The following is a 14,139-nucleotide window of genomic DNA, read 5'->3' on the forward strand; positions in this document are numbered from 1 at the left end:
CAGGGAATCGCCCATCGTGCCGCGCGGTCAAGCGGCCTACGTTCGTCCCATGCCAGGAGAAGAGTCGCGGATCGTCCTGCCGGCCGTCCCGGACAGCCTCGCCGACCGGCCCGTGCGCGGGTGGCGCGAACCGGTGTCCATCGACACGTACGACATCGGCGAGCCGGACCGGTACCCGGCGTACCTGGACCAGCGGGTGTACCAGGGGTCGTCGGGGGCGGTGTACCCGATGCCGTTCGTGGACCGTGTCGAGCAGCAGAAGGCCCCGCGCGAGTGGGACGCGGTCCACCTGGAGAACGCGTTCGTGCGGCTCATGGTGCTGCCCGAGCTCGGCGGGCGCATCCACGTGGGCCTGGACCGCACGCGCGGCTACGACTTCTTCTACCGCAACGACGTCATCAAGCCCGCGCTGGTGGGGCTGCTCGGGCCGTGGCTCTCGGGCGGTGTCGAGCTCAACTGGCCGCAGCACCACCGCCCGGCCACCTTCCTGCCGACCGAGTCGTGGATCGAGGAGGAGCCCGACGGGGCGGTCACCGTCTGGTGCTCCGACCACGACCCGTTCGCGCGCATGCAGGGGATGCACGGGGTGCGGCTGCGCCCGGACAGCGCGCTCGTCGAGCTGCGCGTCCGTCTCGTCAACCGCACCGACGACGTGCAGACGTTCCTGTGGTGGGCCAACGTGGCCGCGGCGGTGCACGACGACTACCAGGCGTTCTTCCCCACGGACGTGACGGTCGTCGCCGACCACGCCAAGCGCGCCGTGACGACCTTCCCCGCGGCGTCGGACCGCTACTACGGCGTCGACTACCCGGCGCGGCGCACGCCCGAGCGGCCGGACGGCGACCGCCTGGACCGGTACCGCAACATCCCCGTGCCGACGTCGTACATGTGCCTGGGGTCGCAGGACGACTTCTTCGGCGGCTACGACCATGCGGCGGGCGCCGGGTTCGTGCACTGGGCGGACCACCGCGTCTCGCCCGGCAAGAAGATGTGGACGTGGGGGAACGCGCCGTTCGGCTGGGCGTGGGACCGGCACCTCACGGACACGGGCGGCCCGTACGTGGAGCTCATGGCGGGCGTCTTCACCGACAACCAGCCCGACTTCGCGTTCCTGCGCCCGGGCGAGACGACGGCCTTCTCGCAGTACTGGTACCCGATCCAGGACGTCGGCCCGGTGCACCAGGCGACGCGGGAGGCCGCCGTCCGGCTCGACGTCGAGGGCACGGCGGTCCGCGTCGGCGTCGCGGCGACGTCCCCGCGGCCCGGGGCGCGGGTCGTGCTGCGCGCCGGCGGGGAGGTGCTGCTGGACGAGCGGGCCGACGTCGCGCCCGGCGCGCCGCTGGTCCGCGAGCTGACGGGGCGCGCCGGCGTCGACCCCACCGCCTACGAGCTGGTCGTGGAGCACGCCGGCGCGACCCTCGTGGCCTGGCGTCCGCGGGCCGCGGCGGACCCCGACGCCCCCGCACCGGCACCAGCCACCGAGCCGCCCGCGCCGGCGGAGATCGGCTCCGTCGACGAGCTGTACGTCACCGGGCTGCACCTGGAGCAGTACCGGCACGCGACGCGCTCGCCGGAGCCGTACTGGGCGGAGGCGCTGCGCCGCTATCCCGGGGACGCGCGGTGCGCGACGGCGCTCGCGGCCCGGCGGGCGCGCGCCGGCCGGCTCGACGAGGCCGAGCGGCTGCTGCGCACCGCGACGGCACGACTCACGGTGCGCAACCCCAACCCGCGCGACGGCGAGGCGCACTACCGGCTGGGCGTGGTCCTCGCCCGGCAGGGCCGGACTGCCGAGGCGCGCGAGGCGCTGGGGACGGCGTCGTGGGACCAGGCGTGGCGGGACGCCGCGGCCGTCGCCACGGCGCGCCTCGATCTCGCCGAGGGGCGCGACGGCGAGGCCGCGGAGGGGCTGGACGCGCTGCTGCGCCGCAGCCCCGAGCACGTGCAGGGGCGCAACCTCGCGGCGATCACCGCGCGGCGGGTCGGGGACGCGGACCGCGCCCGCGACCTGGTGCGCGGGACGCTCGCCGTCGACCCCCTCGACGCGTGGGCACGCGACCTCGGCGCCCGGCTCGGGCTCGCCGACATGCCGGCCGGCCCGACCTCAGACCCGACGATCGCGCTCGACGTCGCGCTGGAGCACGCGTCGGCGGGCGAGGTCGCGGACGCCGTCGAGCTGCTGGAGGACGTCGCGACGCGCCCGTCCCCGCGCGGGCAGCGGGACGTTCGCGTGCTCGCGCTGCTGCACCGCGCCGACCTCGAGCTGGCCCGCGGCGACCGGGCGGCCGCGGCTGACGCGCTCGAGCGGGCCCGGCGCGCCCCGCGCGGCTGGGCGTTCCCGGCCGCCACGGACGACGACGCCCTCGCGCGGCTGCGCCGGGCCTGGCCGCAGGACCCGCTCGTCGCGGGGCTCGCCGGGCACCGCCTCTACGCGGCGGGCCGCCGCGAGGACGCGGTCGGGGCCTGGGAGGTCGCGGCGGCGGGCGACGGGACCGACCCCGTCGTGCTGCGGAACCTCGGCGTCGCGGCCTACAACGTGCGCGGGGACGCCGCGGCGGCGGCCGGCTGGTACGCCCGGGCGCGGGACCTCGCCCCCGATGACGCCCGCCTGCTGTACGAGGCGGACCAGCTCGAGGCGCGGCGGGGCACGGCCCCGGAGCGCCGGCTGGCGACGCTGCTCGACCGCCCCGACCTGGTCGGCGCCCGGGACGACCTGTCCGTGCAGCTCGCGGAGCTGCTCACCGCGCTCGGCCGCGCGGCGGAGGCGCTCGACGTCCTGGCCGGCCGGTCCTTCCAGCCGTGGGAGGGCGGGGAGGGGCGCGTGCTGGCGGCCTGGGACGCCGCGCACCTGGACCTCGGCCGCCAGGCCCTGGACGGCGGCGACGCCGCGGCCGGGCTGGGGCATGCCACCGCGGCCCTCACTCCGCCGCAGTCGCTCGGGGAGGCGCGCCACCCGCTCGCCAACACCGCCGACCTGCACCTGCTCCTCGGCGACGCGCTCGACGCGCTCTCCGTCGTCGACCCGTCGCGGGCCGACGAGGCCCGGGACGCCTGGCGCACCGCGGCCGACCAGCAGGGCGACTTCGAGGGCATGGCCGTCCAGGAGTTCTCCGAGCGGACGGGGGCCTCCGTGCTCGCGCTGCGCAGGCTCGGCCGCGACGACGAGGCGCGGCGGCTGCGCGACGGCCTCGCGCGGTACGTCCAGGAGGAGTCCGGCCACCGGGCGACCGTCGACTACTTCGCGACGTCGCTGCCCGCCATGCTGCTGTTCGCCCACGACGTGCAGGACGACCACGACGACCGGGTCCGTGCCCTGCGGGACCAGCTCGCGGCCCTCGACCGGCACGTCGCCGCCACCGCCTCGGCCTGACCGGCCCCGACCCGACCCCGCTTCTCGAAGGAGAGAGCCCATGCCCGACGCCCTCGACAGCCGACGGTCCGTCACGCACCGCGTGCGGGTCGACCGTCCGTCCCCGCCGCGCCGCGACCACCTCGAGCTGGGCGACCCGCCCGGTGCGCCGGACCTGGTGGCGGTGACCAGCCGGTACCTCGAGCGGGCCGGGGCGCCCTGGTTCCCGGTGACGGGCGAGGTGCACTACTCGCGCGTCCCGCGGGAACGCTGGTCCGAGGTGCTGGGGCACGCGAGGGCGGGCGGGCTGGACTCCGTCGCCACGTACGTGTTCTGGCAGGCGCACGAGCCCGCGCCGGGCGACTTCCGCTGGGACGGGAACCTCGACCTTCGTGCCTTCGTCGAGCTCGCCGGGCGGCACGGTCTGGACGTCGTCGTGCGGCTCGGGCCCTGGGCCCACGGCGAGGCGCGGTACGGCGGCTTCCCCGACTGGCTCGTCGAGCGCGGGCTGGCGACGCGCACGAACGACCCGGCGTACCTGGAGCTGGTCCGCGCCTACTACGCGCAGACGGTCGCGCAGCTCGACGGCTTGACCCACGCCGAGGGCGGACCCGTCGTGGGGGCCCAGGTGGACAACGAGCTCTACGACCAGCCCGAGCACCTGGCCACCCTGCGTACGACTGCCGAGGAGCTGGGCCTGCGCGTGCCGCTGTGGACCGCGACCGGGTGGGGCGGCGCGCAGGTGCCGGCCACCCTGCTGCCGCTCTACTCCGCGTACGCCGACGGGTTCTGGGAGGACGGCGAGACCGAGTGGCCGGCGTTCTCGCCGGTGCACTTCCGGTACAGCACGGTGCGCGACGACCTCAGCGTGGGCGCCGACCTGCGCGAGGCCCTCGACGGCGTCGTCGTCGCGCCCGACGCCGTCCCCCTGAAGGACGACGACGCCCTGCCGTACGCGACGTGCGAGCTGGGCGGCGGGATGCACGTCGCCTACCACCGGCGGCCGCTGGTGACGCCGGACGACGTGGCCGCTCTCGCGCTGGCGAAGGTCGGCAGCGGCTCCGTGTGGCAGGGGTACTACATGTACGCCGGCGGCACGCAGCGCGTGGGGCCGCGCGGCACCGAGCAGGAGTCGCATGCCACCGGCTACCCGAACGACGTGCCCACGCGCACCTACGACTTCGGGGCCCCCGTCGGCGAGCACGGCCAGGTGCGCCGCCACCACCACCTGCTGCGCCGCCAGCACCTGTGGCTGCAGGCCGACGGGGCGGCGCTCGCGGCCATGACCACGACCGTGGGCGGCGGGAGCGAGGAACCGGACGAGCTGCGCTGGTCGGTGCGGTCGGACGGGCACCGCGGGTACGTCTTCCTCACCACGTACCAGCCGGCGCGCCGGCCGCTGCCGCCGCAGCAGGGCGTCCGGGTCGCCGTCGAGCTCGACGACGCGACGGTGACCGTGCCCACGCGTCCCGTCGACCTGCCCGCGGGCGTCTCCGTGGCCTGGCCCGTCCGGTACCCGCTCGCCGACGGGCTCGTGCTGCGCAGCGCGACGGCGCAGGTCCTCACACGGATCGATACCGGGCGGGACCTCGTCGTGCTCGTCGCGACCGACGGCGTGCCCGTCGAGCTCGCTGTCGACGGTGACGTCGCCGCGACCGGCCCGGTCGAGGCGCGCGCCGAGGACGGCGTGACCGTCCTCGACCTGGTCGGCGAGCCGGGGCCAGAGACGGTCGTGCGTCTGCGCGGCCCGTCCGGAGAGGTCGACGTCCTGGTGCTCGACGAGGCGTCCGCGAACCGCCTGTACCGGCTCGACGTCGGCGGCCGCGAGCGCCTCGTCCTCGCCGACGCCCCGGTGCACGCGCTCGACGGCGCGCTCGTCGTGCACACGGAGGACCCGGCGGTCACGGTGTCGATGCTGCCCGCGCCCCGGACCCTCGAGGTGGCGGGCGGCGACGAGGCCCACCTCGACCCGTCCGGCGCCGCCGGCCCGTGGTCGTCGTGGACGCTCGCCGTGCCCGCCGCCGGGAGTCGCCGGGTCGCGACGGACCTGCACCCGGACGCCCCCGCGCCGCCGGAGCCGACGCGCGGCGGCCCGATGGACCGGCTCGGCGCGCCGACCGACTTCTCCGGCGCGGCCCGCGTGCCCCTGGACGTGCCCGCCGACGCGCTGGGCGGCGTCGACCGCGCACTGCTGCGCGTCGCGTGGAAGGGCGACGTGGGCCGCGCCGTCGTGCACGGAGCGGGCGGCGACGTCGTCGTGAGCGACCACTTCTGGCACGGCCGCGAGTGGGACGTCGACCTCTCGCCGTGGCGCGACGACGTCGCCCGCGACGGCCTGACGCTGGAGCTGCTGCCGTGGCGCGCCGCGACCGGCGTCTGGGTGGACCCGTCGGTGCGCGACGTGCCCGACGGGATCGCCGTCGCCGCGGTCGACGTCGTCCGGGTGGCGCGGGTGGTCCTGGCCGTGGGGGAGGGGGCATGAGCGGCACGGCGGCCCGCATGGTGACGGGCGCGGGCGCGGGCGCGGTGACGGGGACCGCGGCCGCCGCGGGGGTGCCCGCACACCTGCCCGGGCGGCTGGCGATCACGCTGTGGGACTTCTCCTGGTACGTGCGCACCGGGCCGGGGGAGCCCTTCGAGGACCTGGACGCGGCGTTCGCCCGCGCGGTGGAGCTCGGGTACAACGCGGTGCGGGTCTGCGCGATGCCGTTCCTGCTGTTCCGGTCCGGCCTCGACACGACCGCCCTGCGGCTCGGGCCGATCGGCGGCGGCTACGCGTCGCGGGTGCGCTGGTACGACGTGCGCGAGCCGACGACGATCGACGCCCGCGCGCACCTGCTGGAGCTGTTCCGCGGCGCCGAGCGGCACGGCATGACGGTGATCGCGTCGTCGTGGGAGTACCAGCAGAGCCCGGCGTTCGCGGCCGACCGCGCCTGGTACGACGCCCTCCAGGCCGTGGATCCCGACGACCGTCTCACCGTGCTCGGCGAGGCGATGGCCGACCTCGTGGACCTGCTGCGGGACGAGGGGCTCGACCACGTGCTGGCGTGCGTCGAGCCGCACAATGAGGTCCAGGCCGGGCACCTCACCGCCGGGCTGCCCGGTGTCGAGGACCCGGTCGTCGAGCTGCGCGACCGGCTCGAGCGCGGCATCGCCGCGTTCTCCGCGCGCCACCCCGGCGTGCTCTGCGGCCCGAACTACGCCGCCGTCCCGGTCACCGCGATGCGGGGGCTGCCGCGCAACGCCCAGGTGCTCGGCGTCCACCCGTACGTCTACGGGGTCCTGGACGACCTGGTCCGCGAGTTCGCGCTGCGCGGCGACCCCGCCGACTTCCCGCAGGCGCGGGCCGACGCCGAGCTGCTCCGGCCCGGAGCGCCGCGGCTCGGCGAGTGGGCGCCGCCGCCGGACGAGGAGTGGAAGCGGCGCGCGTCGATCGTCGGCCACGCCGAGATCTACGTGCACGACTGGTGCGACCCGCAGGCCGTGGACCGGTGGCTGTACGAGCGCTACGGCGCGCACCGCATCGCGATGGCGGAGCGGCTGCGCGAGTGGATCGGGGTCGCGGCCGACCACGCCGCCCGGCTCGGGATCCCGCTCGTGCTCGGGGAGGGCTGGGTGGGCTACACGCCGCGCGACACCCGGTTCGAGGAGGGGCCGGTCGGGGCGCAGATCTGCCGGGACGCCGTGCGGCACGCGGCCGACGTCGGCGCCTGGGGCTCGGTCGTGTGCTCCAACGCCGCGCCGCAGCACGCCATGTGGCAGGACGACGAGCTGCAGCGCGAGTGCACCGCCGTCGTCCGCGGCACGGCCGCCTGAGCCCGCCTAGGGTGACCGCATGGCCGCCGCGAACGACCCGTACGAGCTCGTCCCCACCGCGCCCGACGTCGACGCGTACCTGCGCCTGCGTCGGGACTCGGGCCTCAGCCCGAAGACGGCCGAGCAGGCCGGCTACGCGGTCGCGAACAGCTGGGCGTTCGTCCACGTCAGGCACCGGCCGACGGGCGAGGCGGTCGCGATGGGGCGGGTGCTCGGCGACGGCGGCTGGTACTTCCACGTCGCCGACATGGCGACCCTGCCCGACCACCAGCGGCAGGGACTGGGACGACAGGTGCTCGAGTGGCTGCTCGCCCAGATCGACGAGCGCGCGCCCGCGCACCCGTACGTCACGCTCATGGCGGACGCGCCGGGCCGCCCGCTGTACCGCAGCCTCGGGTTCGTCGAGTCCGCGCCGCAGAGCCTGGGGATGGTCCTGGCCGACCGGCCCTGACGGCCGGTCGGCCGCCGTCAGCGCCCGACCATGCTCATGCCGGCGTCGTTGTAGCGGTTCCCCCGCACCCCGACGCGGGCGGCGAGGGCGTCCAGGCCCGCCCGCTCGTCCGCCGACAGGGCGACGGCGGTGGCGGCGGCGTTCTCCTCGACGCGTTCGAGGCGTCGGGTACCAGGGATGGGCACGACCCACGGCTGCTGGGCGAGCAGCCACGCGAGCGCGACCTGGCCGGGCGTGGCGCCCTTCGCGTCGGCGAGCGCGCGGACGTGGTCGACCAGGGCGAGGTTCGCGGCCCGGTTCTCTGCGGTGAACCGAGGGATCGTGCGACGGATGTCCCCGTGCGTGAAGGACGTGCCGGGGTCGACCGTGCCCGTGAGGAACCCCTTGCCCAGCGGGCTGAACGGGACGAACCCGATCCCCAGCTCGGCGAGGGCGGGCAGCACCTCGGCCTCCGGGTCGCGCGTCCACAGGGAGTACTCGCTCTGCACGGCGGTCACGGGGTGCACGGCGTGGGCGCGGCGGATCGTCGCGGCCGACGCCTCGGAGAGGCCCAGGTGGCGCACCTTGCCCTCGGCGACCAGCTCGCCGACCGTGCCCGCGACGTCCTCGATCGGCACGTCGGGGTCCACGCGGTGCTGGTAGAACAGGTCGATCCGGTCGGTGCGCAGCCGGCGCAGCGAGGCGTCGGCGACGCGGCGGACCTGCTCGGGCCGGCTGTCGAGGCCCACGCTGCGGCCGTCGCGGATGTCCCAGCCGAACTTGGTGGCGATCACCACGGCGTCGCGGACGGGCGCCAGGGCCTCCCCGACGAGCTCCTCGTTGACGTACGGGCCGTACACCTCGGCGGTGTCGACGAACGTGACGCCGCGGTCGACGGCGCCGCGCAGGACGCCGATCATGTCGTCGCGGCTGCCCGGGTTCGGCCCGTAGCTCTGGGACATGCCCATGGCGCCGAGGCCGATCGCCGAGACGTCGAGGCCCTGTCCGAGGGTGCGGGTGTGCATGTGCGGTCTCCTGCTGGTCGGTGGTCGGTGGTCGGTGGTCATGCCTCCGCGGCAGCGAGCCGGCCTGACGCGACCGCGTCCAGGAAGGCGGCGTAGTCGCGGTCGTTCTGGTCCGCGTAGTCGGCGGCGAAGTCCGCGACCGCCCGGTCGAAGACGTCGCTGCGGCCGAGGTAGGCGGCGAGGGCGATGCGGTCGCCGGTGCGGGCGTGGGCCCGCGCGAGCGCCTCGCCGCAGAGCTGGGCGTAGGCGCGCGCGCCCGCGGCGTCCATCACCTCGACGTCGACGCCGCCCTTCCAGTCGTAGAGCTGGCGGAGGTAGTAGTCGCGGACGACGCCGTCGACGCCGGCGACGCGTTGCCAGCCGAGGAAGACGTCGCCCGCCGCCTGCATGAGCCGCTGCCCGCGCACGACCCGCTCGCCGTGGTTGTCGTACCGGCTCGGCGGGAGGAAGCGCTCCAGCACCGAGCGCTCCGCCTGCTTGGCCTGCAGCACGAGGGTGTCGGCCTCGTCCCGGCCGCGCAGCAGCACCACCCACGCGCGCGTGCCCACGCTGCCGACGCCGACGACCTTGCGCGCCATGTGCACGTAGGAGAACTCCGCCATCGGGTGGCGCTCCGGCTGGAGCGTCGACAGGTACGACGCGATCAGGCCCCGCATCCAGTCCTCCGCCCGCTCCCGGTCGCGTGCGAGGGGCACGAGGTCCTCGACCGGGACGACGAGCGGTGGGCTGGCGGCGATCCGCGGCTCGCCGTCGACCACCTCCACGAGCTTGGCGGCGGCACGCGTGCTGTCCTTCGTGCGGGCCTTCGCGAGGTCCGCCTCCATCCGCTCCACCTGCTTGCGGCCGAGGCGCTTGGCGCGGTGCTCCGTCTCGATCCAGGCCACGACGCGGTCCGCGTCGAGCCTGTCGTACCACCCCGCGAGCACGCCGGACCCGGCCAGCCGCAGCAGGCGCTCGCGGTAGGCCCGCACGACGGCGAGGTCGAGGTCGCGGCGCTGTCCGGCGTCGAACCCGCGGTGCCGGCCCGCCACCTCGACACTGGCGACCAGCCGCTTCACGTCCCACTCCCACGGGCCGGGGAGGGTCTCGTCGAAGTCGTTGATGTCGAACACCATCGCCCGCTCCGGCGTGCCGAAGACGCCGAAGTTCGACAGGTGCGCGTCGCCGCAGACCTGGGTGACGATCCCCGACACGGGGGTGCGGGCCAGGTCGGTCGCCATGAGCAGCGCAGCGCCCCGGTAGAAGGTGAACGGCGACACCATCATCCGGCGGTGACGGATCGGCACGAGGTCCGGCTCTCGGGTCACCTCCTGCTCCTCGAGCAGGGCGACCGGGTCGGGGCGGTCAGGCGGGGGCGCCCACCCCGCGTGGGACGACCTCGGGGCGCGGCGTCGGGCGGCGCGGCCGTGCTCGGCCCGGAGCCCGAAGTCGGTCGGCGGGGGCGGCGCGAGCTGCTCTGCCACGTCGTCACGGGTGCTCATGGGCCCACCTCCGATACCTCCTCGATGGTGGGCCCCGCCGCCGGGGGTCGCACCCGGGGGTCGCGACCGCAGGAAGGTCAGCGCGGGTCCACGCGCAGCGTGGTCGACGTCGCGGTCGGGCTCGTGATCGAGCGGACCGCCGAGCCGTCGCCGTACTTGGCGTGGTAGGCGCGGTCGACGGCGTCGTCGTGGGCGTCGTCCCGGGTGAAGGTCACCTCGGTGCGGACGCCGCCGGCGTCGATCACGCCGGTACCGGTGCGCTGCACGCCCCGGTACCAGGCCCCCTCGGAGCCGCGCACCGACCGCAGGTACAACGCGCCGTCGACGACGACGTGCCACACGATCCGGGGCGTGCGGAGCGAGCCGTCGGGCCGGTGCGCCGCGACGCGGAGCTCGCCGTCGCCGTCGATCGCCGCCAGGTCGGCGGGGTTCCAGTCGGTCATGACTCCTCCTCGGTGGGGGGCTCGGGGGTGAACGGGGCGACGTCGTCGACGGCGCGCAGGGCGTTGAGCGTGCGCGGGTACCCGACGACGGGCAGCAGCTGGGTGAGGACGGTGACCAGCGTGGGCCGGTCGTTGCCGACGTGGAGGTTCGCGCGGACGTGCCCGGCCACCTGGGGGTCGGCGCCGCCGAGCGCGACGAGCAGGGCCAGGGTGACCAGCTCGCGGGTCGGGACGTCCAGGCCGCCGCGGGTGTAGTGGTCGCCGAAGCAGTGCGCGGCCAGGAAGCGCTGCACGTGCTGCTCGTCGGCCGGGGCGTTCGCGTGCATGGCGTCGACGGCGTCGTCGCCGACGATCCGCTTCTGCACGGTGAGGCCGTCGGCGTCGCGCGTCGCGGGGGTCACGGTGCCCTGACCGGGGAGCGGCAGCTCGTGGTCGTGGTCGGCGAGCAGCTCGTTCGCCACCACGACCGCCTCGACCGCGCGCCCGAGACCGGCGTACGGCACGGCCTGGTACAGCACCTCCTTCAGCGCGACGGGCGTGACGCCGGCGGCGAGCGCGTCGTCGATCTCGACCCGCAGGACGGCGGTGCCGCCGGTCGCGACGAGCGCCGCGACCCGGAGCAGGGCCCGCAGGCGCGGTTCGAGCGGGGCGTCCCGCTCGACGTCCGAGGCGAACCGGTCCGCGATCGCGACCAGCTCGGGGTCGGTGGCCGCGAGCGAGGTGGCGGTGAGAGGCATCGGTCAGGCCTCCGGGATCTCGCGGCCGAAGGTCTCGAGGGTGATGGCGTCGGGCTCAGGGCCGCCGCGCCGGCCGGTGTCGAGGGCGTCGATCGCGGCCAGCTCCTCGGCCGACAGCTCGAAGCCCGTGACGTCGAGGTTCTCCGCGATGCGGCTCGGGGTGACCGACTTGGGGATGGCGGAGCGGCCCTGCTGCAGGTGCCAGCGCAGCATCACCTGTGCGGGCGTCGCGCCGTGCGCCTCGGCCAGGCGCAGGATCGTCGGGTCCTGCAGCGTGCTGGTGTGACCGGTGTCCCGGTAGAACGTGATGCCGCCGATGGGCGACCAGGCCTGGGTGAGGATGCCGTGCTTCGCGTTGGCGGCGAGGACGTCGGGCTGGCGGAAGTACGGGTGCACCTCGACCTGGTTCACCGCCGGCACGACGGAGGTCTCGGGCAGGAGCCGGTCCAGGTGCTCGGGCATGAAGTTGCTGACGCCGATGGCGCGGACCTTGCCGTCGGCGAGCAGCGTCTCGAGGGCCTGGTAGGCCTCGACGGTGAGGTCGAACCGGCTCGGCAGCGCCTGGTGCAGGATCAGCAGGTCGATGGTGTCGACGCCGAGCTTGCCGGCGGACTTGTCGAACGCGTGCAGCGTCGCGTCGTAGCCGTAGTCGCTGATCCAGACCTTCGTCTCGAGGAAGACCTCGTCGCGCGGGACGCCGGAGCGGCGCAGCGCCTCGCCGACCTCGCGCTCGTTGCCGTACGCGGCGGCGGTGTCGATGTGCCGGTAGCCGACGCGCAGCGCCTCGACGGTCGCCGTGACCGTCTCGTCCGGCGGGGTCTGGAAGACGCCGTACCCGAGGGCGGGCAGCTCGACGCCGTTGTTCAGGGTGAGGGTGGGGATCGTGTCGGCCATGCCCTCCACGCTAGGCACGTGCGGCGGAGCGGGGGAGGCTCTGCTGGTACCCCGTTCGAGGGAACCACTCGGCGAGCCGTTGCGATTCCCCGAGCAGGACACCGCGATTCCAGCGGCCGCTCCCCGTCGGTTCGGGTGCGGCGCGCATCATCCGACGCGGCGTGACCGGGCACGACGTCGCCGCCAGGCGGCGAGGACCAGGTCACTGAGCGCGGCGACCAGCGCGGTCTGGTCGCCGGCGGCAAGGGCGTCGGCCGGCGTGACGACGCGGCCCGTGCGTGACGCGGGCGTGGCGTTCGACGTGTGGTCGGGGCGTGGGGCGGTGACGGTCACGGGTGCCTCCTTCAGGCGTGGGCGGGGTAGGACGGTGACGGCAGGACGACCTGCTGCAGGACGACCTATGGCAGGACGACGAGCTTGCCGCTGGCGTCGCCGGACTCCATGAGCGCGTGGGCGTCGCGCACGTGGTCGAGGTCGAAGACGCGGTCCACGGGGACGACGGCGCGACCTGCGGCGACGTCGTCGAGGTAGGCCTGCAGGACGTCGGCGGGCAGGTTCTCCGCCTCGCCGCCGTAGCCGGTGAGGCGGACGCCCGACGGGAGGTAGGCGATGGGGTAGAAGTCGCGGACCGTCCACTCGTTCGACAGCATCCCGGTGAAGCAGACGGTGCCGTGCACGCGGGTCGCGCGGAGCGTGTCGGGCAGGGTGGGGGTGCCGACCAGCTCGATCGCGCCGTCGACGCCGTCGGGCAGCAGGTCGCGCACCTGGCGGGCGACGTCGCCGTCGTCGATCAGCACGTGGTCGACCCCGATCGCGGCGAGCGCGTCGGCCTTCGCCGGGTTGCGGGTGGTGGACAGGACCGTCATGCCGAGCCGCTTGCCCAGGACGGCGGCGGCCATGCCGACCGACGACGTGCCGCCGCGCACCAGCAGGCTCTGCCCGGGGCGGGCGTCGAGGCCGACGGTGAGGGAGCCGTAGGCGGTCTGCAGCATCTCCGGGACGGCGCCGAGGATCTGCCACGGCAGGTCCGAGGTGAACGGGATGACCTGTCCGACCGGCACGCACGTGTACCGGGCGTAGCCGCCGTCGAACGACCGGCCCATGCCGCCCATCATCGTCATGACCTGCTGGCCGCGGGCGAACGTGCCGGTGGGGTCGTGGTCCACGGTGCCGGTCGCCTCGATGCCGAGCACGCGCGGGTAGGTGACGGCGTCGCCGGCGAACCCGAGTCGGGTGTGCAGCTCGGACCGGTTGAGGCCGAACGCCTCGACCCTGATCCGCAGCCAGCCGTCCGGCGGCTGCGGCACGGGCAGGTCGCGCACGTGCAGGTTCGTCACCGGGCCGGGCGCGTCGAGGACGACGGCGCGCATGGTCCGGGGGGTGTCGGGGGCGCTGGGGGTGGCAGGTTCGGCAGGGCTCATGAGGTCTCCTCGCGGGGTGGCTCGTCGAGCAGCTCGCGGATCCATGCGCGTTCCGCGCGGCTGGTCGCACGGGCGGACAGCAGGATGCCGCGGCGGTAGGGGTCGGTGAGGTCGGCGGCGCGCAGCGGCCGGTCGCCGTCGTAGAAGAAGCTGGCGGGCTGGCCGAGGTAGGCGAGGCGGCGCCGGAGCACGGCGTCCCGCTCGTCGGCGTCCGGCAGCAGGGACAGGAACGACAGCACGACGACGAAGCGCCCGCCGTCGGTGATGTCGTGCCCGTCGGCGTCGCGCAGCAGGTCGTGGAGCCGGGCGCGGCCGGCGTCGGTGAGCGTCAGGGTCTGGCGTGCCGCCCCGGCACGTCCGGCCTCGGCCTCCCGGGTGACGAGGCCGGCCCGGGTCAGTCGGGTGATCGCTGGGTAGAGCGCGCCGTCGCTGATGGTGCGGGCGAAGCCGTGCAGCTGCTCCATGCGGCGGCGCAGCTCGTACCCGTGCAGCGGTCCCTCGGCCAGGAAGCCGAGGATCATCAGCTCGATCACGCCGTCAGCATAT

General features: G+C 75.5%; 12 protein-coding genes. 4 read left to right on the top strand and 8 right to left on the bottom strand.

The annotated features are described in order from the left end of the window. The first annotated feature begins 49 nt into the window (after positions 1 to 49). The 4 genes from ACQP6G_RS18055 to ACQP6G_RS18070 are packed head-to-tail and all read left to right on the top strand — an operon-like array spanning position 50 to position 7,613. A complete protein-coding gene (locus ACQP6G_RS18055; RefSeq protein ID WP_429766347.1) occupies positions 50 to 3,367 on the top strand; it encodes a DUF5107 domain-containing protein in 3,318 nt (1,105 codons plus the stop codon). A 40-nt stretch (positions 3,368 to 3,407) separates the two neighbouring features. Next, a complete protein-coding gene (locus tag ACQP6G_RS18060; RefSeq protein WP_429766349.1) occupies positions 3,408 to 5,828 on the top strand; it encodes a beta-galactosidase in 2,421 nt (806 codons plus the stop codon). Next, entirely contained in the window at positions 5,825 to 7,162 is a 1,338-nt protein-coding gene (locus ACQP6G_RS18065) for a cellulase-like family protein (protein ID WP_429766350.1), read from the top strand. Before ACQP6G_RS18060 ends, ACQP6G_RS18065 begins: the two co-directional genes overlap by 4 nt. 19 nt (positions 7,163 to 7,181) lie before the next feature. Continuing rightward, a complete protein-coding gene (locus ACQP6G_RS18070) occupies positions 7,182 to 7,613 on the top strand; it encodes a GNAT family N-acetyltransferase (RefSeq protein ID WP_429766352.1) in 432 nt (143 codons plus the stop codon). A gap of 17 nt (positions 7,614 to 7,630) precedes the next feature. Here ACQP6G_RS18070 and ACQP6G_RS18075 read toward each other — a convergent pair whose 3' ends face one another. From ACQP6G_RS18075 to ACQP6G_RS18110, 8 genes are all read right to left on the bottom strand, one after another. After that, a complete protein-coding gene (locus ACQP6G_RS18075) occupies positions 7,631 to 8,617 on the bottom strand; it encodes an aldo/keto reductase (RefSeq protein WP_429766354.1) in 987 nt (328 codons plus the stop codon). A 38-nt stretch (positions 8,618 to 8,655) separates the two neighbouring features. After that, positions 8,656 to 10,098 carry a DUF2252 domain-containing protein gene (locus ACQP6G_RS18080; protein ID WP_429766356.1) on the bottom strand — a complete coding sequence of 481 codons (1,443 nt, stop codon included), beginning with the start codon at positions 10,096 to 10,098 and terminating at the stop codon, positions 8,656 to 8,658. 77 nt (positions 10,099 to 10,175) lie between these two features. Then, positions 10,176 to 10,541 carry a DUF2255 family protein gene (locus ACQP6G_RS18085; RefSeq protein ID WP_429766358.1) on the bottom strand — a complete coding sequence of 122 codons (366 nt, stop codon included), beginning with the start codon at positions 10,539 to 10,541 and terminating at the stop codon, positions 10,176 to 10,178. Further along, positions 10,538 to 11,278: a carboxymuconolactone decarboxylase family protein gene (locus ACQP6G_RS18090; RefSeq protein ID WP_429766360.1), complete on the bottom strand. Its 741-nt coding sequence runs from the start codon at positions 11,276 to 11,278 to the stop codon at positions 10,538 to 10,540. The genes ACQP6G_RS18085 and ACQP6G_RS18090 overlap by 4 nt, the downstream gene beginning before the upstream one ends. A gap of 3 nt (positions 11,279 to 11,281) precedes the next feature. Beyond that, on the bottom strand, positions 11,282 to 12,172 hold the full coding sequence (locus ACQP6G_RS18095; RefSeq protein WP_429766362.1) for an aldo/keto reductase: 891 nt from the start codon (positions 12,170 to 12,172) through the stop codon (positions 11,282 to 11,284). A gap of 147 nt (positions 12,173 to 12,319) precedes the next feature. Next, positions 12,320 to 12,505, bottom strand: coding sequence for a hypothetical protein (locus tag ACQP6G_RS18100; protein ID WP_429766364.1), 186 nt, complete (start codon positions 12,503 to 12,505; stop codon positions 12,320 to 12,322). Positions 12,506 to 12,570: 65 nt separating this feature from the next. Next, positions 12,571 to 13,593: a zinc-binding alcohol dehydrogenase family protein gene (locus ACQP6G_RS18105; RefSeq protein WP_429766366.1), complete on the bottom strand. Its 1,023-nt coding sequence runs from the start codon at positions 13,591 to 13,593 to the stop codon at positions 12,571 to 12,573. Further along, entirely contained in the window at positions 13,590 to 14,126 is a 537-nt protein-coding gene (locus ACQP6G_RS18110) for a PadR family transcriptional regulator (RefSeq protein ID WP_429766367.1), read from the bottom strand. The genes ACQP6G_RS18105 and ACQP6G_RS18110 overlap by 4 nt, the downstream gene beginning before the upstream one ends. Positions 14,127 to 14,139: the final 13 nt, after the last annotated feature.

The sequence above is a fragment of the Isoptericola nanjingensis genome (assembly GCF_050311635.1).
In the GTDB taxonomy this organism is placed as follows: domain Bacteria; phylum Actinomycetota; class Actinomycetes; order Actinomycetales; family Cellulomonadaceae; genus Isoptericola; species Isoptericola nanjingensis.